Source organism: Rhizobium rosettiformans (assembly GCF_016806065.1).
Lineage (GTDB): Bacteria > Pseudomonadota > Alphaproteobacteria > Rhizobiales > Rhizobiaceae > Allorhizobium.
This window is the reverse complement of record NZ_CP032405.1, coordinates 1,567,666-1,587,225: the sequence shown is the minus strand read 5'-3', so window position 1 is coordinate 1,587,225 and position 19,560 is coordinate 1,567,666. Positions and strand designations below refer to the sequence as shown.

22 protein-coding genes are annotated in these 19,560 nt (G+C 60.6%); 9 read left to right on the top strand and 13 right to left on the bottom strand.

Translation table 11 applies throughout. The features are described 5' to 3' along the window. Positions 1 to 88 precede the first annotated feature (88 nt). From D4A92_RS07500 to D4A92_RS07480, 5 genes are all read right to left on the bottom strand, one after another. Positions 89 to 1,057, bottom strand: a complete 969-nt coding sequence (locus D4A92_RS07500) for an adenosine deaminase (protein WP_203019059.1) — start codon at positions 1,055 to 1,057, stop codon at positions 89 to 91. Further along, entirely contained in the window at positions 1,054 to 2,274 is a 1,221-nt protein-coding gene (locus D4A92_RS07495) for a phosphopentomutase (RefSeq protein ID WP_203019058.1), read from the bottom strand. The genes D4A92_RS07500 and D4A92_RS07495 overlap by 4 nt, the downstream gene beginning before the upstream one ends. 90 nt (positions 2,275 to 2,364) lie before the next feature. Next, complete coding sequence (locus tag D4A92_RS07490; RefSeq protein ID WP_203019057.1) at positions 2,365 to 2,946, bottom strand: TadE/TadG family type IV pilus assembly protein; 582 nt, start codon at positions 2,944 to 2,946, stop codon at positions 2,365 to 2,367. A 38-nt stretch (positions 2,947 to 2,984) separates the two neighbouring features. Further along, positions 2,985 to 3,623 carry a TadE/TadG family type IV pilus assembly protein gene (locus tag D4A92_RS07485; RefSeq protein WP_203019056.1) on the bottom strand — a complete coding sequence of 213 codons (639 nt, stop codon included), beginning with the start codon at positions 3,621 to 3,623 and terminating at the stop codon, positions 2,985 to 2,987. A 109-nt stretch (positions 3,624 to 3,732) separates the two neighbouring features. Continuing rightward, entirely contained in the window at positions 3,733 to 4,104 is a 372-nt protein-coding gene (locus tag D4A92_RS07480; protein WP_425959269.1) for a pilus assembly protein N-terminal domain-containing protein, read from the bottom strand. 501 nt (positions 4,105 to 4,605) lie between these two features. Between D4A92_RS07480 and D4A92_RS07475 the strand changes: the two genes are divergently transcribed. The 9 genes from D4A92_RS07475 (at position 4,606) to D4A92_RS07435 (ending at position 13,539) form a co-directional block, all read left to right on the top strand. Next, complete coding sequence (locus tag D4A92_RS07475) at positions 4,606 to 4,800, top strand: Flp family type IVb pilin (protein ID WP_203019054.1); 195 nt, start codon at positions 4,606 to 4,608, stop codon at positions 4,798 to 4,800. Between the two features lie 135 nt (positions 4,801 to 4,935). Beyond that, the gene (locus D4A92_RS07470) at positions 4,936 to 5,448 is read left to right on the top strand and encodes an A24 family peptidase (protein ID WP_203019053.1); all 513 of its coding nucleotides are present in this window, start codon (positions 4,936 to 4,938) and stop codon (positions 5,446 to 5,448) included. A 116-nt stretch (positions 5,449 to 5,564) separates the two neighbouring features. Further along, the gene (gene cpaB / locus D4A92_RS07465) at positions 5,565 to 6,377 is read left to right on the top strand and encodes a Flp pilus assembly protein CpaB (protein WP_203019052.1); all 813 of its coding nucleotides are present in this window, start codon (positions 5,565 to 5,567) and stop codon (positions 6,375 to 6,377) included. Between the two features lie 13 nt (positions 6,378 to 6,390). Beyond that, on the top strand, positions 6,391 to 7,947 hold the full coding sequence (locus D4A92_RS07460; RefSeq protein WP_425959210.1) for a type II and III secretion system protein family protein: 1,557 nt from the start codon (positions 6,391 to 6,393) through the stop codon (positions 7,945 to 7,947). 59 nt (positions 7,948 to 8,006) lie between these two features. After that, the gene (locus tag D4A92_RS07455) at positions 8,007 to 8,684 is read left to right on the top strand and encodes a CpaD family pilus assembly protein (protein ID WP_203019051.1); all 678 of its coding nucleotides are present in this window, start codon (positions 8,007 to 8,009) and stop codon (positions 8,682 to 8,684) included. 33 nt (positions 8,685 to 8,717) lie between these two features. Beyond that, the gene (locus D4A92_RS07450) at positions 8,718 to 10,007 is read left to right on the top strand and encodes an AAA family ATPase (protein ID WP_203019050.1); all 1,290 of its coding nucleotides are present in this window, start codon (positions 8,718 to 8,720) and stop codon (positions 10,005 to 10,007) included. A 26-nt stretch (positions 10,008 to 10,033) separates the two neighbouring features. After that, the gene (locus tag D4A92_RS07445; RefSeq protein WP_203019049.1) at positions 10,034 to 11,518 is read left to right on the top strand and encodes a CpaF family protein; all 1,485 of its coding nucleotides are present in this window, start codon (positions 10,034 to 10,036) and stop codon (positions 11,516 to 11,518) included. Positions 11,519 to 11,523: 5 nt separating this feature from the next. Beyond that, positions 11,524 to 12,540 carry a type II secretion system F family protein gene (locus D4A92_RS07440; RefSeq protein ID WP_203019048.1) on the top strand — a complete coding sequence of 339 codons (1,017 nt, stop codon included), beginning with the start codon at positions 11,524 to 11,526 and terminating at the stop codon, positions 12,538 to 12,540. Between the two features lie 12 nt (positions 12,541 to 12,552). Then, positions 12,553 to 13,539, top strand: coding sequence for a type II secretion system F family protein (locus D4A92_RS07435; protein ID WP_006725203.1), 987 nt, complete (start codon positions 12,553 to 12,555; stop codon positions 13,537 to 13,539). A gap of 18 nt (positions 13,540 to 13,557) precedes the next feature. Here the strand turns inward: D4A92_RS07435 and D4A92_RS07430 are convergent, their stop codons facing one another. From D4A92_RS07430 to D4A92_RS07395, 8 genes are all read right to left on the bottom strand, one after another. Further along, positions 13,558 to 13,713 (bottom strand): hypothetical protein, encoded by a 156-nt coding sequence (locus D4A92_RS07430; protein ID WP_167539685.1) that lies wholly within the window; start codon positions 13,711 to 13,713, stop codon positions 13,558 to 13,560. Positions 13,714 to 13,805: 92 nt separating this feature from the next. Further along, complete coding sequence (locus D4A92_RS07425; RefSeq protein WP_203019047.1) at positions 13,806 to 14,267, bottom strand: CoxG family protein; 462 nt, start codon at positions 14,265 to 14,267, stop codon at positions 13,806 to 13,808. A 103-nt stretch (positions 14,268 to 14,370) separates the two neighbouring features. Then, positions 14,371 to 15,675, bottom strand: coding sequence for a nicotinate phosphoribosyltransferase (gene pncB / locus D4A92_RS07420; protein ID WP_203019046.1), 1,305 nt, complete (start codon positions 15,673 to 15,675; stop codon positions 14,371 to 14,373). 139 nt (positions 15,676 to 15,814) lie between these two features. After that, on the bottom strand, positions 15,815 to 16,102 hold the full coding sequence (locus D4A92_RS07415) for a hypothetical protein (protein ID WP_203019045.1): 288 nt from the start codon (positions 16,100 to 16,102) through the stop codon (positions 15,815 to 15,817). A gap of 93 nt (positions 16,103 to 16,195) precedes the next feature. Beyond that, positions 16,196 to 17,158, bottom strand: coding sequence for a 2-hydroxyacid dehydrogenase (locus D4A92_RS07410; RefSeq protein WP_203019044.1), 963 nt, complete (start codon positions 17,156 to 17,158; stop codon positions 16,196 to 16,198). Positions 17,159 to 17,170: 12 nt separating this feature from the next. Further along, a complete protein-coding gene (locus D4A92_RS07405) occupies positions 17,171 to 18,799 on the bottom strand; it encodes an ABC transporter ATP-binding protein (protein ID WP_203019042.1) in 1,629 nt (542 codons plus the stop codon). Beyond that, positions 18,796 to 19,284 (bottom strand): type II toxin-antitoxin system VapC family toxin, encoded by a 489-nt coding sequence (locus D4A92_RS07400; protein ID WP_203019040.1) that lies wholly within the window; start codon positions 19,282 to 19,284, stop codon positions 18,796 to 18,798. The genes D4A92_RS07405 and D4A92_RS07400 overlap by 4 nt, the downstream gene beginning before the upstream one ends. Continuing rightward, positions 19,284 to 19,532 carry a hypothetical protein gene (locus tag D4A92_RS07395; protein WP_203019038.1) on the bottom strand — a complete coding sequence of 83 codons (249 nt, stop codon included), beginning with the start codon at positions 19,530 to 19,532 and terminating at the stop codon, positions 19,284 to 19,286. Before D4A92_RS07395 ends, D4A92_RS07400 begins: the two co-directional genes overlap by 1 nt. Positions 19,533 to 19,560: the final 28 nt, after the last annotated feature.

Below are 19,560 nucleotides of genomic sequence, written 5' to 3'. Positions count from 1 at the left end.
TGTTTTCTGAGGTGCTTCTATTTTCACGTTCTCTCAAGATGCCGCAAGAGCGATGCCGGTTTTTGCCCGGTCTTCAACAGTTGCGACATCACAGCCGGGCGAGAAGCCGCGCTCTGGTCTCCTCATCGACGAAGGCCGCCTCGATCGCGGTGCGCGTCATGCCGTCGATCTCGGCGTCAGTGAAGCCGAATTCGCTCGAGGCCCAGTCGTATTCCTGGGCGAGTGAGGTGCCGAAGAAGGGTGGATCGTCGGAACTGATGCAGACCTTCACACCGGCCTCGTGGAACTTCTTGAGCGGATGGCTGGCGAAGTCGGGGAAGACTTTGAGCGCGATGTTGGAGCCGGGGCAGACTTCCAACACGGTGCCGAGATCGATCAGGCGGCTGACAAGCTCGGGATCCTCAATGGCGCGGACGCCGTGGCCGATACGCGCAGGCTTCACAAGGTCAAGGGCATCGGTGACGCTGAAGGCACCGCAGACCTCACCGGCATGGATGGTGAGACCAAGGCCCGCCTCGCGGGCAATGTCGAAGGCGCGGGCATAATCCGCGACACGGCCCATGCGCTCCTCGCCGGCCATGTTGAAGCCCGTGACCAGCGGGTTGTTACTACGGGCGGCATATTCGGCGGCGGCAATGACGCTGTCGGGGCCAAAATGGCGCTCGCCGGTGACGATGATGCGCGCTTCGATGCCGGTGGCTGCCTTGGCGGCCTCGATGCCGGCGGTGATGCCGGAGAGGTAGGTGTCCGCGCCGAGGCCGATGCGATCGCCATGATCGGGCGAGACGATGATCTCGCTGTAGATCGTATCGACGGCTGCGAGTTCACGCAGATAGGTCTCGGTCAGGAGGGCATAGTCCTCTTCCGTGCGGAAGAGGGCGGCAACGCGGTCATAGGCCTTGATGAATTCGGCGAAATCGCTCCAGGCGTAGGTGCCGTTTTGCATGAAGGTCGCGGGGTCCACGCCATATTTCTCGGCCTGGGCAAGCGCCAGCGTCGGCGGCGCCGCACCTTCGATATGACAGTGCAGTTCGGCCTTCTTCATTTGTCTCGTCACAGGAAGCTCCGTCCGTGGCGGCCGGGAGCGATCCCCAGATGCGCCGCGATGGTTTCGCCGATATCGGCATAGGTGTTGCGGACACCGATGTTGCGCGAGCGCACACCGGGACCGAAGCACATGATCGGCACGCGCTCGCGGGTATGGTCGGTGCCGCGCCAGGTCGGATCGCAGCCGTGATCGGCCGTCATCAGAACCATGTCGCCGGGCTTGAGCTTGCGGTGAACTTCCGGAAGGCGGCGGTCGAAGGCTTCGAGCGCTGCGGCATAACCCGGCACGTCGCGTCGATGGCCGAAGAGCATGTCGAAATCGACGAAATTGGTGAAGACGAGATCGCCGTCTTCTGCCTCGTCCATGACCTTCAGCGTCGCATCCATCAGCGCCATGTTGCCATTGGCCTTGATGACACGGGAGATACCCTGATGGGCGAAGATATCGCCGATCTTGCCAACGGCATGCACCTTGCGACCGGCCTCGACGAGACGGTCGAGCAGCGTGGGCTCAGGTGGCAGTACGGAATAGTCGCGGCGGTTGCCGGTGCGTTCGAAGGTCTGGACAGTTTCGCCGATGAAAGGACGGGCGATAACCCGGCCGATGTTCAAGGGATCAAGAAGCTTTCGGACGATCTGGCAGAGTTCGAGCAGGCGTTCGAGGCCGAAATAAACCTCGTGGGCGGCGATCTGGAAGACGGAATCGCTCGAAGTGTAGCAAATTGGCTTGCCGGTGCGGATATGCTCCTCGCCGAAGCGGGCGATCACCTCTGTGCCGGATGCATGACAATTGCCGAGTATGCCCGGCAGGTTCGCTTCGCGACAGATCGCTTCCACCAGATCTTGAGGGAAAGCTTCTTCGCCCTCCGGAAAATAGCCCCAGTCGAACATCACGGGCGTGCCGGCGATTTCCCAGTGGCCGGAGGGCGTGTCCTTGCCGTGCGACACTTCGCTTGCGGCGCCATGAAGCCCAAAAACGCGCTCGGGGATCGGCATGCCGTCAGGCGCCTTGCCGGTGGCGAGCCTGGCGGCCTCGATGAGGCCGAGTGCGGACATGTTCGGCAGGACGAGCGGACCCTGCCGCAGCCCCTTGCGGTTGCCGGCGCCAGCCGCACAGAACTCGGCGATATGGCCGAGCGTATCGGAGCCATCATCACCATAGGCGGGCGCATCGGGCGCGCCGCCGATACCGAAGGAATCGAGAACGAAAAGGAAAGCACGTGCCATGTGAACACCACGGCCGGGTCTGGTTTGTTGTTCTGCCGGCCTTTTATCGCATCCTTAGCGCTTGGACGAAGGCTTGGCAAACGCCTCAGATCAGCAGTTGCCGCATTTGACTTCGGTGCCAAGCCGCTGACGGAAATAGTATTCCCGCGCGATGGTGAGGCTCTTGGCTTCGGTGCCAGACAGGCCCGGGAGATACATCATCAGTTCGTGGCTGACACTGAGTTCGCTACGGATGAGAAACGTATCGGCGACGAGCATGTCGGCGGGCACGGGTGCATCCGTGCCGACGGCATAGGGGGCCACGCCTGTGGTCGACCAAGACCAGAGGACTTTCGCCGCTTTAGAGGAATCGATCTCGATCGCGCTGACCTTGATCAGCAGATCCTTGGAGGGATAGGGCACAAAGATTGCGCCGGAGACGTCTGCCATGCCTGCGAGAAAGGCCGGGTCGACTTTGTCCTCGCGCGAAACGAGATCTGCGATCGTGCTGCTTGCCATCGAGGTCTTCTTGGCAACGCTCAGGCCCATGGTGAGCTCGAATGCCATCAGATAGAGAACGATCAACATCGGGGCGACGAGCGCGAACTCGACTCCACCCACGCCCTGTCTGTCGCCAATCAGGCGCTTCCAGGTGCCGACAAGGCCGAGATAGCCCTGCTGAAGGCTCGTCACGCTTCGTCTCAGCGCGGATTTATCTCTGCCGCTCACGGTCATGGATATTTCTCGTTCTGGAAGGCGGTGGTGGCGACGATCAGGAAGTCTGACGGCAGGGACCCATCCGAGGGTCTGATGGTCGTGATGTAGGGACGGACGAGATCGGTGATCACCTGCCAGCGATAATAGGCGCGCAGCATGTTGACCGTATTCGGTCCTCCCGGCGTGAATTTGAAGCTCGTCGGATCGATGTCGGCGAAATTGGCCGTCGAGACACGCGGGATGTTTTTCGGGATATCCGAAAACTTAGTGAAGGCTCGGGCGTCGATATAGAGCTTGCTCGGAGTGGCGATTTCCGCCTCCGAGCATTGAATCATGATGTTCACCTCGTCACAGAACGCCTTGCGGAACTTGGTGACATCCATGTCCGTGGCAGGGCGGTTGAGTTGATAGGTGATCTGACCGGTGCGGATCTGCCGGCCCAGCGTGTTGACCGCATTGGTCACCAGCTGCTCGGCAGCGAAAGCCACGAAGGTCTCGATGATCGCGAAGATGATAAGAAAGTAGGGTACAGCGAGGATCGCGAATTCGATCGCTGCGGCGCCGTCCTTCGATCGCGCGAGCTTGCGCCACAGCCGAAAGCGTGGTCTGCGTCGCTCAATCCGATGATTTCGATCGATATCCTGGCTGGTCATAGCCTTCTTCATCCTCAAAGCTCAGGTGAAGCTACGAGCCAAATATTGATTTTCCGTTTCCCGAATATTTACACTTTGCCACGCCGTCTGAAGGCAAAACTCAAGAGTATTACGGCGTAGCGCCGGTCTTTGCGTGTTCTTCGCAGTTCGGCGTGCAGGAGAGAACGGTGCGCGCGGTGGACTTGAACACCCGCACCGTGCTTGCCTCGTCGATGGATACGAGGATGCGTTCGTCGACGATGGCATTGCCGTCGGCATCCAGCAGGACAAGATTTGTCGTGCCATAGGAACGACCCGTCAGGACGATCGTGCGTGCGTCGGCGACGGTCGCATCGGCGACCTCGGCATTGCCGACAATCACCTTGCTCACCGGGCGATCCAGCTTAAGTACCCGTGCGCTGTTCATATAGACGCGCAGGATGCCTTCATCTTGCGCATGCACAACGGTTGCTGGCGACATCATGGCCAGGACCATGGTCATGGCGGTTGCAGCAACAATAAGACGGTCGGTCATGAACGTGCCTTTGAGTACGCGCGTGGGGATGTTGCGGGAAGCATGCCGGCTTTTGGTGAATGAAGGGTTAAGTGCATTTCTGCGGCCTAGTCAGAGCACGCGTTCGGCTCTGTTATCAAAAATTGCCACAGGCTCGAGCGACCCATTGGCCGAATGTGTGCCATTCAGGCGCAGCCTGACAGACCGATGCGTTAACACTTGCCTGCGACGGGAAAGACCTCGGCGTGCCGCACCCGGCATGGGGATGGAAAAGCTCCCGCTACTGCGCTGTTTTGGCTGAGATCTGAGGCATCTTATCGGTCTAAGCCAGTATTCATTTACCACACCGGAGGCTTGCGCCGTTTCACGATCCGGTAACCGTCTTTCTTAAGCCGATGGCAATAGGGCGCCGCTTAGGTTGGCGACATCCGAGCAACGGCAAACAGTTGCCGGCAGTGCTGATCAACCTCGCGGAGTAGGAGAAATAACATGACCAAGCTTTTCGCACGTTTCGTCAAGGACGAGTCCGGCGCAACCGCAATCGAATACGGCCTTATCGCCGCCCTCATCTCGGTCGCCCTGATCACCGGCGCGACGACCCTCGGTGGCGCTCTGAACAACACGTTCTCCAATGTCGCCACACAAATGGGCAAGGGCGTTACCGCCAGCACGCCCACACCTTAATGGCATAACCCTTCACAGCATATGGAGAAGCCGCCTTAGGGCGGCTTTTTCAGTTTTAATCAGCGCGAAAGCTTGAGGCGTTTGCCATTTACAAAGAGTTTTGGGAGACGATGAGGAACCGTTTTGGAGCTGATCATGTACAACGCCGCCATCTTTCTTGTCCTTCCGGTCTGTCTTGTCTTGGCGGCGATCACCGATTTTGTTGAGATGACGATTCCGAACTGGATCTCGCTCCTCCTCATCGGTACCTTTGTCCTGATTGCTCCGTTCAGCGGATTGTCCGTAATCGAGCTCGGCTGGCATCTGGCGGCTGCGCTACTCGTGTTCTTCGGATGTTTCAGCCTTTTCGCACTCAATGTCATGGGCGGCGGCGATGCCAAGCTGTTGACGGCTGCTGCACTCTGGTTCGGCTTCAACACCTCGCTCTTCGAGTTTCTCGTCTACACGGGATATCTCGGCGGTCTGCTGACCATCGTGGTCATGCTCCTGCGTGCCAACTGGGACAAGCTCGCGACTGTCGGCGTCCGACTTCCACAAACCCTCATGGTCGCCAAGAAGATCCCTTACGCCATTGCAATCGGCGGCGCAGGACTTCTGGCCTATCCAAGTTCTCCTCTGGTTGTTGCAGCCATCCAGAAAGCGCTGTGACCGGAACCGAAGAAACCTTACGTTAACCACAAATGTAAGCGGCTCATTAACCATAAGTACACCAATTCCTGATCAACCTTGTCGGCAGAACCTATTGCGTCGCCCGAGGATCGATCATGAAACCCGCCCGCCTCATCATACTCGCTGTCGCCGTCGTGGCTGCCGGTATGGCCGGTCTGCTTGCCATGCGGCTCAGCGGCAACCAAACCGTGATCGTGCAGGATGCCGTCATCGAAAAGGAGCCGACCGTCGAGGTGCTCGTCTCGGCGGCTAACCTTCCGGTCGGTGCCCGCCTCGATGAAAACTCCATGCGCTGGATGGCCTGGCCGGAAGGCAGTGTGGTGGATGGCTTCATCACATCATCGACGCGACCGGATGCCATCGCCGAGCTTTCCGGCGTCGTGGTTCGCCTGCCCGTTTTCGAAGGCGAGCCGCTGCGGCGTGAAAAGATTGCCGATTCTTCTTCCCGTATCCTCTCGTCGCTCCTGCCCTCGGGCAAGCGGGCCGTCTCGACCGAAATCTCGGTGGCGACCGGCGCCGGCGGTTTCATCCTGCCGAACGACCGGGTCGACGTGATCATGGTCCGCAAGGGGGACGAGGACAATTTCCTGACCGAGACCGTTCTCTCCAATGTTCGCGTGCTGGCCATTGACCAGCAGATCGCGGAAGCCCCTGATGGCTCCAAATCCGTCATCGGCACGACGGCAACCCTCGAACTGACGCCAGACCAGACCAAGGTCATCGCAGTGGCACAACAGATGGCAGACCGCCTGTCGCTCGCCCTGCGTTCGGTCGCCGACGCGCAGGAGGAAGACACGTCAGCTGCCGACCATCTGCTCAGTGGCGGAGACGGTCAGCCGATCATCCAGGTCATCAAGTCTGGCGAGGTGGTCAAGTCGACCTCATCGACCGCCAATTCCATGCAATGAGTGGAGACCCATCGTGGCCAGCCTGACACACAAACTCAAGGTATCGCTGACCGCCAGCATCGCCTTTGCCATGGCGATCACCGGCGCTCCGAGCTCCTTTCTTGACCACGGAAGCATGGTGCCCGCAGCAGAGGCGGCGCAGCAGACGGTCTTGCGCATTACCAATTCCGGTCCAGGCGCTCGCCGCGCGGTGAAGCTCGGCCTCAACAAGGCACTCGTCGTCGACCTGCCCGCAGACGCACACGACATTCTGGTGGCAGATCCTGTCATGGCCGATGCCGTGACGCGCTCGTCGCGCCGCATCTATCTGTTCGGCAAGATGGTCGGTCAGACCAATATCTTCATCTTCGGTGCCAATGGCGAGGAAATCGTCAGCCTGGATATACAGATCGAGCGCGACATCACCGGCCTCGAAGCCAATCTGCGCCGTTTTATCCCCGAGTCCGACATCAAGGTCGAGATCGTATCCGACAACATCGTTCTGACCGGCACGGTCCGCACGCCGCAGGACGCCGCGCGTGCAGCGAGCCTTGCAGAGGCCTTTCTAAAGGGTGGTGAAGCGACGACCCGCAACACGACTGCCACCAGCGAGAGCAGCGGCGACGGCGCTGTTGCCATCTATGCGGAACAGCGACAGACATCGCAGATCGTCAACCTCCTGACCATCGAGGGCGAGGATCAGGTGACGCTGAAGGTCACCGTCGCCGAAGTCAGCCGCCAGGTGCTGAAGCAGCTCGGATTCTCCGGCAGCATTTCCGACGGATCGACCGGCATCAGCTATGCGAATCCGTCCAACCTCGGCAATGCCATCGATCCGACAGGTACGGCCACGATTTCGGCCGGCATCGGCGGCCTCGGGCTCAATACCTACATCAATGCCATGGAGCAGGCCGGTGTCATGCGCACGCTGGCCGAGCCAAGCCTCACCGCAATCTCGGGCGAGCCCGCGAAGTTCTACGTCGGCGGCGAATTCCGGCTTGCGGGACCGCAGGAAGTGTCGAGCGATGAAGAAGGCACTTCCATCCAGCGCACAACGCAGAGCATCGACTATGGCATCGAGCTGAACTTCCGTCCGGTCGTTCTGGCGCCGGGTCGTATCAGCCTGCAGATCGAGACGAATGTCTCCGAGCCGACCTGGGAGTCCTCTCAGGTGACGGGTAACGTTCTCAATCAGGTCCCGGGCTCGACCTTCCTGTCGATCCGCAAGCGCGAAGCGTCGACGACCGTCGAACTGCCGTCCGGTGGCTCGATCGTGATTGCCGGTCTCGTTCAGGACAATATTCGCCAGGCGATGTCCGGGCTGCCGGGGCTTTCCAAAGTGCCGGTTCTCGGCACGCTCTTCCGCAGCAAGGACTTCCAGCGCAACGAGACAGAACTCGTGATCATCGCGACGCCCTATCTGGTGCGGCCCGTTGCACGCGGCGCCCTGTCGCGACCGGACGACAACTTCAACCCGGAAAACGACGGCGCGACCTTCTTCCTGAACAAGGTAAACAAGGTCTATGGCCGCCGCGAGAACAACCAACCGACCGGCCAGTACCATGGCGCTGTCGGCTTCATCTACAAGTGAACGGCGTGAGGATCGAAATGCAACATTCGGCGCGTCAAGTCAGGGAAAGTCGGCCAGCCATGGCATCAGTGGGTCATTCATTCCAGCGTATCCTCCTCGCCGGCCTCGTTCTCGGAACAGCCGTCGCGCTTTCCGGTTGCGGCAGCACGAAGGACCGGATGACGACGTCCGCCATCCCCGACGACTACCGTACGCGACATCCGATCATGCTGAGCGAGGTGGAACACACGCTCGACGTTCCGATCGCCTCCGGCGACCGGTCGCTGACGGTCGGCGTGCAGGATTCGATCGCCGGATTTGCCGCAGACTATCTGTCGGCTTCCACGGGCACGATCCAGATCATGGTGCCGCACGGCTCGCCGAATTCCGGCGCCGCGTCGGCCATGCGCAAGCAGATCCGCCATGTTCTGACCACGCGGGGCGTTGCGGCCAACAGGATCATCGAAACGTCTTACCAGGCAGAGGCCAACAGCAATGCGGCTCCGGTGCGCCTCAGCTATGTGGCGATTACCGCAATGACCAATCCCTGCGGCGAATGGCCGGAAGACCTGCAGAGCAATACCTTCAGCAACAAGAACTATCACAATTTCGGCTGCGCGACGCAGAGCAACCTCGCCGCACAGATCGCCAATCCGATGGATCTCGTCACCCCCCGCGACATGGCTCCGATCGACGCCACCAGGCGCTCGACCGTCATCGGCCTTTATCGCCGGGGCGCCGACACCTCCACGAACTGATGCGACTGCGGTCCAAGAGGACAGGATGAGAGCATGAACGCGATCGACTATGACATCGGCGAATCCAACGAGGGATATCGGAGCGCTTCCGAGAGCGTGATCGCAGGCGACGTCGAAAGCCTGCGCCCGCTGCCGCGCATCTCGATTCATGCCTTCTGCATCAGCGAAGGCGTGCATCGGACGATGGAGCAATGCGCCGGCGACCGACGCATGGCCCGCGTCAGCATGCGCATCACGCATGGCAATATCGCCGCTGCGGCGAACATGTTCTCCTCGACGCCCACGCCGAACCTCATCATTCTGGAAACCGACGCCGGGCCACGCGACCTGATGACGGAGCTTGCACCGCTGGCCGAAGTCTGCGATCCGAGCTCGCGGGTGATCCTCGTCGGCCGGCACAACGATATCGCGCTCTACCGCGAACTGATCCGCAACGGCATTTCCGAATACATCGTGGCGCCCTTCACCATGGCCGACATGATGAGCTCCATCGCCTCCATCTTCGTCGATCCGGAGGCAGAACCGCTCGGCCGCAGCATCGCCTTCATCGGCGCCAAGGGCGGCGTGGGTTCCTCGACCATCGCGCACAACTGCGCTTTCGGCATTTCCTCGCTGTTTTCGACCGAAACGGTGCTTGCCGACCTCGATCTGCCGTTCGGTACTGCGAATATCGACTTCGACCAGGATCCGGCCCAGGGCATGGCAGAAGCCGTATTCTCGCCAGAGCGTCTCGACGAGGTCTTTCTCGACCGACTGCTGACGAAATGCGGGCAGAACCTCTCGCTGCTCGCAGCCCCGTCGATGCTCGACCGCGGTTATGACTACGAGCGCGGCGCCTTCCAGCCGATCCTCGATGTTTTGCAGCGGAGTGCTCCGGTGACGGTGCTCGACCTGCCGCATACCTGGGCCGACTGGACCCGCGCGGTGCTCTCCGACGTCGACGAGATCGTCATCACCTGCGCGCCTGATCTCGCCAATCTGCGCAACATGAAGAACATGATCGACGCCTTGAAGAAGCTGAGACCGCAGGACAAGCCGCCGCATCTGATCCTCAATCAGGTGGGCATGCCGAAGCGGCCGGAGATCGCGCCATCCGACTTCTTCGAACCGCTCGAGCTCGATCCGGTCGCAATCATCCCGTTCGACGCCCAGCTTTTCGGCACCGCTGCCAATAGCGGCCGGATGATCAGCGAGATGGATGGGAAGTCGCCGACGGCGGAAACGTTCTCACAGCTCGCACATCTCGTGACGGGCCGTGCCACGATCAAGAAACCCAAGAAGGCGGGTCTCGGCTCGTTCATCGAAAAGCTGCGCAAGAAGTAGACCGCTAACAGGAACAGGTAGAGCTCATGTTTGGCAAACGCGGAAACGACGGTTTCGGCAAGGGCGGGGCGGGCGTCGGCACGATCCCGGCACAGCCGTCTGCTGCTGCGCCCGCGGCACGCTCCAGCACGCTCATCGAACCCGGTAGCCCGGAAGTCAGCACGCGTCAGCAGGTGACACCGCCTTCGATGCAGACACCCGGTCGTAAGAAGCCGCCGCGGACCGAAGACTATTACGACACCAAGAGCCAGGTGTTCTCCGCGCTCATCGACACGATCGACCTGTCGCAGCTTGCAAAGCTCGACGGCGAAAGCGCGCGCGAAGAAATCCGCGATATCGTCAACGATATCATCACGATCAAGAACTTTGCGATGTCGATCTCCGAGCAGGAAGAGCTGCTCGAGGACATCTGCAACGACGTTCTGGGTTATGGCCCGCTTGAACCGCTGCTCGCCCGAGACGACATCGCCGACATCATGGTCAACGGTGCCGGGCAGACCTTCATCGAAGTCGGCGGCAAGACGATCGAATCGGAAATCCGCTTCCGCGACAATTCGCAGCTCCTGTCGATCTGCCAGCGCATCGTCAGCCAGGTCGGTCGCCGTGTCGACGAATCGAGCCCGATCTGCGACGCGCGTCTGCCCGACGGTTCGCGTGTCAACGTCATCGCACCGCCGCTGGCGATCGACGGTCCGGCGCTCACCATTCGTAAGTTCAAGAAGGACAAGCTCAACCTCGCCCAGTTGGTCAAGTTCGGCGCGATTACGCCCGAAGGCGCGGAAGTCCTGCAGATCATCGGACGCGTTCGCTGCAACGTGGTCATCTCAGGCGGTACCGGCTCGGGTAAGACGACGCTTCTCAACTGCCTCACCGGCTTCATCGACCAGGACGAGCGCATCATCACCTGCGAAGACACGGCCGAACTGCAGCTGCAGCAGCCACATGTGGTACGTCTGGAAACACGCCCGCCGAACATCGAAGGCGAAGGCGAGATCACCATGCGTGACCTCGTCAAGAACTGCCTGCGTATGCGTCCCGAGCGGATCATCGTCGGTGAAGTGCGCGGACCCGAAGTCTTCGACCTCTTGCAGGCGATGAACACGGGTCACGACGGCTCGATGGGCACGATCCACGCCAACACGCCGCGCGAATGCCTGAGCCGTATGGAATCGATGATCGCCATGGGCGGCTTCTCGCTGCCGGCCAAAACCGTGCGTGAAATCATCTCCGGGTCGATCGACGTCATCATCCAGGCGGCGCGCCTGCGCGACGGTTCGCGCCGCATCACCCACATCACCGAAGTGATCGGGATGGAAGGCGATGTGATCATTACCCAGGACCTGATGCGCTACGAAATCGACGGCGAAGACGCCAATGGCAAGATCATCGGTCGGCACATGTCGACGGGTATCGGCAAGCCGCATTTCTGGGATCGCGCCCGCTATTACAACGAAGATCGTCGCCTGGCGGCTGCACTCGACGCCATGGAACAGAAGTCCAAGGGGATCTGATCACCATGTTCGGAATCGATCCCACCATTCTCGCCATCGTCCTCCTCGCTGCCGTCTCGACAGGCGCGATCGCCTATGGCGTGCTCTATTCCCGGATCGAAACCGACAAGAAAACCGCGAGCCGCATCAACAGGGTGCGATCGGCGGAGACGGACACGGCGCAGATGAAGGCGGCACGCGATCGCGTGCAGGAGATCTCGAAGCGCCGCAAATCGGTTCAGGATTCGCTGAAAGAACTCGAGAAGAAACAGCAACAGGAAAAGACCAAGAAGGCCAATGCCGCAAGCATCAAGGCCAAGCTGGTGCAATCCGGCCTTTCGGTTTCACTGTCCCAGTTCTATCTTCTGAGCGGCATTCTGGGCATCGTCGTTCTGGCAATGACTTTTCTCGCGGGGATGCCGACCCTGGTGATCGTCGGCTCCGCCTTCGTCGCCGGTCTCGGTCTGCCGCGCTGGATCGTCGGCTTCCTCGTCAGCCGCCGCCAGAAGAAGTTTCTGGAAGAATTTCCAAACTCCCTCGACGTGATGGTGCGCTCGATCCGCTCGGGTCTGCCGCTCAACGACGCGATCCGGATGATCGCTGCCGATGGCCAGGAACCGGTCAAGACCGAGTTCCGGCGCATCGTCGAATCGCAGCAGCTGGGCTTGAGCGTCGCCGATTCGGTCGCCCGTATGCACCAGACCATGCCTCTCAACGAAGTCAGCTTCTTTGCCATCGTCATCGCGATCCAGGGCCAGGCCGGGGGTAACCTCTCCGAAGCGCTCGCCAATCTCTCGCGCGTGCTGCGAGACCGCAAGAAGATGAAAGCCAAGGTCAACGCGCTTTCGATGGAGGCGAAGGCCTCGGCCGCGATCATCGGCGCCCTGCCCTTCATCGTGGCGTTTCTCGTCTACATCACGTCGCCCGGCTACATCACGATCCTCTTCACCGATTCGCGCGGCCACCTGATCCTCGGGATATCCGCGGTTTGGATGAGCATCGGTCTGCTGGTCATGCGCAACATGATCAACTTCGAGATCTGAGGGGCTGGTAGGATGACCGAAGACTGGGCTGCACAAGTGACCGATCCGGCACTGATCATTGCCGTCCTCGTGGCGCTTGCGGTGTTCGGGACGTTCTACACCATCGCGATGCCTTACATGGAGCGCGGCGATCTCAACAAACGCATGCGCGCCGTGTCGACCGAACGTGACCTCATCCGTGCGCGTGAGCGCGCCAAGCTGAATGCTGACGCCGCCCAGGGACGGGCATCGCTGCGCACGACCAACAACAAGTCAGTCCGCAACATCGTCGAACGCTTCAACCTGCGCAAGGCGCTGGTGGACGACACCACCGTGGACAAACTGAAGGCGGCGGGTCTTCGGTCGCAAAACGCGCTGAACATGTTTCTTCTGGCGCGCTTCCTGTTGCCGTTCGCAACACTGGCCCTCACGGCCTTCTGGATCTTCGTGCTCGGCAATCTCGCCGAAAAGGCACTGCCGATCCGGCTCTTCGTCACTATTCTCGGCGGTTATCTCGGCTTCTACCTGCCGAACATCTATGTGTCGAACCGCATCACGAAACGCCAGAAATCGATCAAGCGCGCCTGGCCGGATGCGCTGGACCTGATGCTGATCTGCGTGGAATCGGGCATCTCGCTGGAAGCGGCAATGCGGCGCGTCTCGGACGAGATCGGCGAGCAGTCACCCGAACTCGCCGAGGAAATGGTGCTGACCACGGCCGAACTTTCATTTCTTCCCGACCGCCGCCAGGCGCTCGAAAACCTGGGCACGCGAACGCAGCTCGACGGCGTCAAAAACGTCGTTCAGGCCCTCATCCAGGCAGACCGATACGGCACGCCCGTCGCGCAAGCTCTGCGCGTGCTTGCACAAGAGGGCCGCGATGAACGCATGAACGAGGCGGAGAAGAAGGCAGCAGCCCTTCCGCCGAAGCTCACCGTTCCAATGATCCTGTTCTTTCTGCCGGTGCTGATCGCCGTCATTCTGGGGCCCGCAGGGATCCAGGTCTCCGACAGGTTCTGACCGACAGGCTGGTCGCAGTCAGTGGACAGTCGCCAGCTCTTCTTCGAGGAGCTTCAGCGCATCCTGCAGCGCTTCAACCAGGATGTCCGTGAGTTCGTCGGATTTGTTCTCGAGAAGCATCAGCTTGATCGCCATGTCCTGCTGCTCGAAATACTGATCAGGTCCTTCGTTCATCATCATGTCCCCTTAAGGCCGAATCATCTCGGCTGGTTCCACGATGCCGCCGCTTCCTTGTGCCGGGCTTTCACCCGATCCTGCGTCATCCGTCAAGCGCCAGTCTCGACCCCACCGGTCACTGCGGCATTGAAGTTCGAGAAGAACTCGCCTGCGAGCTTCTTGGAGGTCGATTCGATCAGCCGGCTGCCAAGCTGGGCGATCTTGCCGCCGACCTCGGCCTTTACCGTGTAGCTGAGCAAGGTCGCTCCGCCCTCTTCCTCGGTCAGGGTCACATCTGCACCACCCTTGGCGAAACCGGCAAGGCCACCCTTGCCTTCGCCTGATATCGTATAGGAATGCGGCGGATTGAGATTGTGCAGTTCGACGGCCCCTTCGAACTTTGCCTTGATCGGCCCGATTTTCAGAACGACCTTGGCGGCCATCTGGCTGTCAGAGATCTTTTCCAGGCTTTCGCACCCTGGAATGGCTTGCTTGAGGATTTCGGGATCATTCAGCGCACGCCAAACGGTTTCCACCGGCGCCTCGATGCGCTCGCTGCCTTGCATGTCCATCCGGTCTTCCTCCCTTGCGGATCGCGGGCTCCCTCCCGCAGTCCCAGACTGCATGGCGAAGGCGGCGGATGCAAGACTGCTGAACCATCAGCGCAACCGACCGTCAGACGAGAACGGCCTGCTCAACGCGGTCCTGCGAGCCGAAGAAGCGGAGGTAACGCTCGACTTCCTCCGGATCCCCGGTCGCCTTGCGCGGGTTGTCGGAAAGCTTGACCGCCGGGCGACCGTTGGCTTCCGAGACCTTGCAAACGATGGAAATTGGCTTCAGGCCAGCGATCTCGACAGGCGCGCAGCCGGCGAAGTCATTGGTGAGATTGGTACCCCAGCCGAAGGACATGCGGACGCGTCCGGCAAAATGGCGGTAGGTGTCGATAATCGCGTCGACATCGAGCCCGTCCGAGAAGATCAAGAGCTTCTTGCGCGGATCGCGGCCCATCTTCTTCCACCATTCAATGATCTTCTCGCCGCCCTCGATCGGCGGTGCGCTATCGGGACGGAAACCGGTCCAGTCAGCGACCCATTCCGGTGCATGCTGGAGAAAGGACGTCGTGCCGTAGGCATCGGGCAAAACAATCAGCAAGTTGCCGCCGTAGAGACGATTCCAGTCTTTCAAAACCTGATAGGGGGCTGCGGCCAGTTGCTCATCGGTCTTAGCCAGTGCCGCAACGACCATCGGCAGCTCATGGGCATTTGTGCCGACGGCTTCGAGGTCGGAATCCATGGCAAGCAGCACATTGCTCGTGCCGGTGAAGGCCGGGCCGATACCTTCCTTCAAGGCTTCGACGCACCAGCGCTGCCATAGGAAGCTGTGACGGCGACGGGTGCCGAAATCGGAAATGCGCAGACCAGGCAATTCGCGGAGGCGCTCAACCTTCGACCACATCTTGGCCTTGGCCCGCGCATAGAGCACGTCGAGTGTGAAATAGCCGAGCGAGCGCATGGCAGCCCGTGAGCGCAGCTCGTTGATGATGGCAAGCGCCGGAATTTCCCACAGCGTCGTTTCCATCCAGGAGCCGTGGAATGTCAATTCGTATTGACCGTCACGCTTGGAGAGCTCGTATTCGGGGAGCTGGAGATTGCCGAGCCAAGCGAGGAATTCAGGCTCGAAAATCTGGGCTCGACCGTAGAACGTGTTACCGGCCAGCCAAATCATTTCCTTCTTGGTCAACCGTAGCGAACGAACATGATCCAGCTGATCACGCAGTTCCTGCTCGTCGATCTCATCGGCGAGCCTCACCGAAGTCGTGCGATTGATGAGCGTGAAGGTGGCGTTCACCTGCGGATAGAGCTTCCAGATCATCTGGAGCATCAGCAGTTTGTAGAAGTCCGTGTCGATCAGGCTGCGGATAATGGGATCGAGCTTCCAGGCATGATTGTAAACCCTGGTCGCAATATCTGTCTTGGTCATGATCGACTGCCTTGCCATCCGCAGGGGGACTGCGGGGGACGGCCGAAACGCTTCGGCCGTTTCCGGTGCAGTTATCGGCAATCACCGGGGGAATGTCCAGAGAGCGGCGTTGTGCCGCTCTCTGGTAGGTCTGACCGCGTTACTGGCTGGGTGTCGGGCTGGAGTCTGGCACAACCTGATTGTTGTCGCTCGGCGACGGGGCCGTCTGCTCGACAGGCTGGTTGGCCGGCTCACTCGGTGCAATGGAATTGCCCCACCATTCGGCCGGGATCCAGACGAGCATGGCGAGGATCAGTCCGCCCAGCAGCACGATGAGGACCGGTTTCCCTTTAAAGCCTTGACGCGCCTCGGTCGGCGTCATGGGTTCCGGCTGAAGGCCGCGCGTGCGACGGTCGGTCGTATCTGGAAGATCGGTTCGGCTGCTCATGTGGTTGCTCCCTTGTGTCCTGAGGCGCGCAAGGCGCGAATTCTCAAGGGAAACGGGAGCTCAGTGGGGTTTGTTCCCGCAATTCTCGGGAGGCTAGTAACCAGCGGTACGATCGACAACAAATTCGAGGGGCTTGCCAGCCTCGAGCCGAGCGATCTGCGCCTCGACGTGACGGAAGAGCGCACGAACATCGGAGGCGGCCGCAGCGTGAGGAGTGACGATCACGTTCGGCATCGACCAAAGCGGACTGTCACGATCGAGCGGTTCCTTTTCGAAGACATCGACCGAGGCCGCTTTCAACGTGCCGTCCTTGAGGCACTCGATCAATTCGGCTTCCTTCTGGCTGCCGCCACGACCGGCATTGAGAAAGATCGGACCGCCCAAGGGGCCGGTGCGGCGGAGCCTGGAAAACAGAGCCCGGTCGTAGATGCCGCGCGTGTCGTCCGTCAGCGGCAGAAGGCCGACCAGGATATCGGTGCGACCGAGGAAGGTGTCGAGCCCCTTTGCGTCGAAGGTTACGACGCCGTCGATCGCCTTTGCGCGACGGGACCAGCCTATGACGTCGAAGCCCATGACCTCGAGCTTCCGGACGGCGTCTGCGCCCAGTACACCAAGTCCCATGACGCCGACCGTGACCTCCCGTGCCTCCGGCTGATCGGCAATCTCGTGCCAGACGCGAGCCTGCTGCTGGCCGGCATAGGCAATACCGTTGCGCAGATGGTGAAGGCATTGCCAGACCACCCATTCGCTCATGCGGTCCGTCAGGCTTCGATCGACAAAACGGATGATCGGGAGATCAGGCAGCTCGTATACCGAGAGGATGTGATCCACACCGGCACCGCCGGAGAAGATGGCGGTGAGCCCGGTTGCACGACGGAAAAGGGCCGGATCCGGTTTCCAGACCACGGCGAATTCGGCATCCGAGAGGTCTCGGTCCGCATTCGCCGGGTCACCCATGTCGATAACCGGACGATCGGGGAAGGCCGAGCGAAGCGCATTGACGACGCTTTCGCGGGCAAAGCGGAGATCGACGACGACGGGGCGTTTTTCGGACATTCCAGACTCACATTATTGGCGGATGCCGCCGGCTTCGACGGCTTCGAGATTGAAGGCGGCGGCCATCAGGGCACGGGTGTAATCGGCCTTGGGCGCAGCGAAGACCTCTGCGGCCGGGCCTTTCTCAACGACCTTGCCACCGCGCATAACGATCAGTTCGTTCGCGAGCGCCTTCACCACCTTGAGATCGTGACTAATGAAAAGATAGGCGAGATCGTGTTTGGCCTGCAGATCGCGCAGGAGATCGACGACCTGCGCCTGGACGGTCATGTCGAGGGCGGAGGTGGGTTCATCGAGCATGACGAAACGGGGTTTCAGCACCATGGCGCGGGCGATCGCGATGCGCTGGCGCTGGCCGCCGGAGAATTCATGCGGGTAGCGCCAGCGGGTGGCGGGGTCGAGGCCAACTTCCTCCAGTGCCCAGGCAACGCGGCTGTCGCGCTCTTCTGCCGTCAACTGCTTTTCGTGAACCTTCAAACCTTCCGCGATGATCTCGCCCACGGACATGCGGGGGCTCAGCGAACCGAAGGGATCCTGGAAAACGATCTGCAGGCGATCGCGCAGCGGCCGCATCTCGCTGTAGGAGAAGGCATCGATGTCCTTGCCGATGAAGCTGATGCGCCCCTTCGAGGAGATGAGGCGCGAAAGGGCAAGACCGAGCGTCGTCTTGCCGGAACCGGATTCGCCGACGACGCCGAGCGTCTGGCCGGCGCGGAGCGTGAGGTCAACGCCGTCGACCGCCTTCACATGATCGACGGTGCGGCGCAGGAAGCCGGCCTTGATCGGGAACCAGACGCGGATGTCTTCGCCCTGCATGACAATTGGCTTTGTCTCGTCCAGCAACGGTGGTTCGCCGCGCGGCTCCGAGGCGAGCAGTTTCTTCGTATAGGCATGCTGGGGTCGCTCGAAGATATCCTCGACGGGACCTGCCTCGACGATCTTGCCCTTGGTCATGACGCAGACGCGATCGGCGAATTTGCGGACGATGCCGAGATCATGGGTAATGAAGAGCATGGACATACCGTGCTCCGACTTGAGGCGCCCCAAGAGTTCGAGGATCTGGGCCTGGACCGTGACGTCGAGGGCTGTGGTCGGCTCATCGGCGATCAAGAGCTTCGGCCTGTTGGCCAGCGCCATCGCAATCATCACACGCTGACGCTGGCCGCCGGAAAGCTCATGGGGGAAGGCAGTCAACCGCTTTTCCGGATCGCGAATGCCGACCTGGTGCAGAAGTTCGAGCACGCGGGCGCGAGCGGGTGCGCCTTGCAATCCCTGGTGAAGTGCGAGGATTTCGCTGATCTGCCGCTCGATCGAGTGAAGCGGATTGAGCGAGGTCATCGGCTCCTGGAAGATCATGGTGATGTCGTTGCCGCGCACGGAACGGAGCTCTGGCTCGCTTGCGGTCATCAGGTCGCGGCCGTCGAAGAGGATCTGGCCGGATGGGTGGCTCGCTGCCGGATAGGGCAGAAGTTTCAGAATGGATGCAGCAGAGACCGATTTGCCGGAGCCAGATTCGCCGACCAAAGCGACGATCTCGCCGCGCTGGATGTCGAACGAGACATGGTCGACCGCCAGGCTCTTGCGGCCACCCTGGTGAAAGGCGACGGACAGATCGCGCACGGAGAGCAGGGGTTCGGTCATGCGGTAAGGCTTTCGATCAGGGAGGTGAGAGAGGACGCGTTCAACCGGCAAACTTCAAACAAGTCAGGCTCTTTCGAGGACGAATTTGTCACAGAGTTGGAAATGCCTTGGTCATCTGACAAGAAATGCGTGGTGGCGACAGCGAGAGCTGATGCGACATGGATGGCATCTGGCAGTTTCAGGCTGTTCCGGCGGGCCCGCAATTGTGCGGCGGTATCCAGGATGTTGCTCGCTACGGGAACGATCTGTAGCCACGGCAGACCCGAGCCCCAAGCCCTGTAGACTTCAACGAGTCTCATATCGCCATCGCGTAATGGCTTCACCAGCAGTTCCGAAATGGTCAACGCGCTCGTAGACAAGATCGCGCTCGGTCGAGATGATGCCTTGCTGGTCAAGTTTCGCATCAAGTCACGTAGAGGGCCATCACCCTCAACGAGCAAGATCGCAGCATTCGTGTCGAGGTAGATTTGGTGCCGTTGCGGCATCAGTCGTCCCATTCGTCACGAAGTTCCCGAATACGCGCCACGGCTTCAGCGGTCGTAACGCGGCGGTCGTCCTGGCTGCGATAGGCCTCTACCTTTTTCATGAACTCTTCATAGCTCGTTTTGGCCGGGCTCGGGGCGTCGCCTTCCATCTCCAGCACGACGCGAACTGTGCTGCCCTCGGTCAGTCCCTCACGCAGATCCGCCGGCAAATTCTCAACCGGATAATGCTCTCTGACGATCTTGTTCATCGCATCACACTCCTGATCAGGCCTGCGT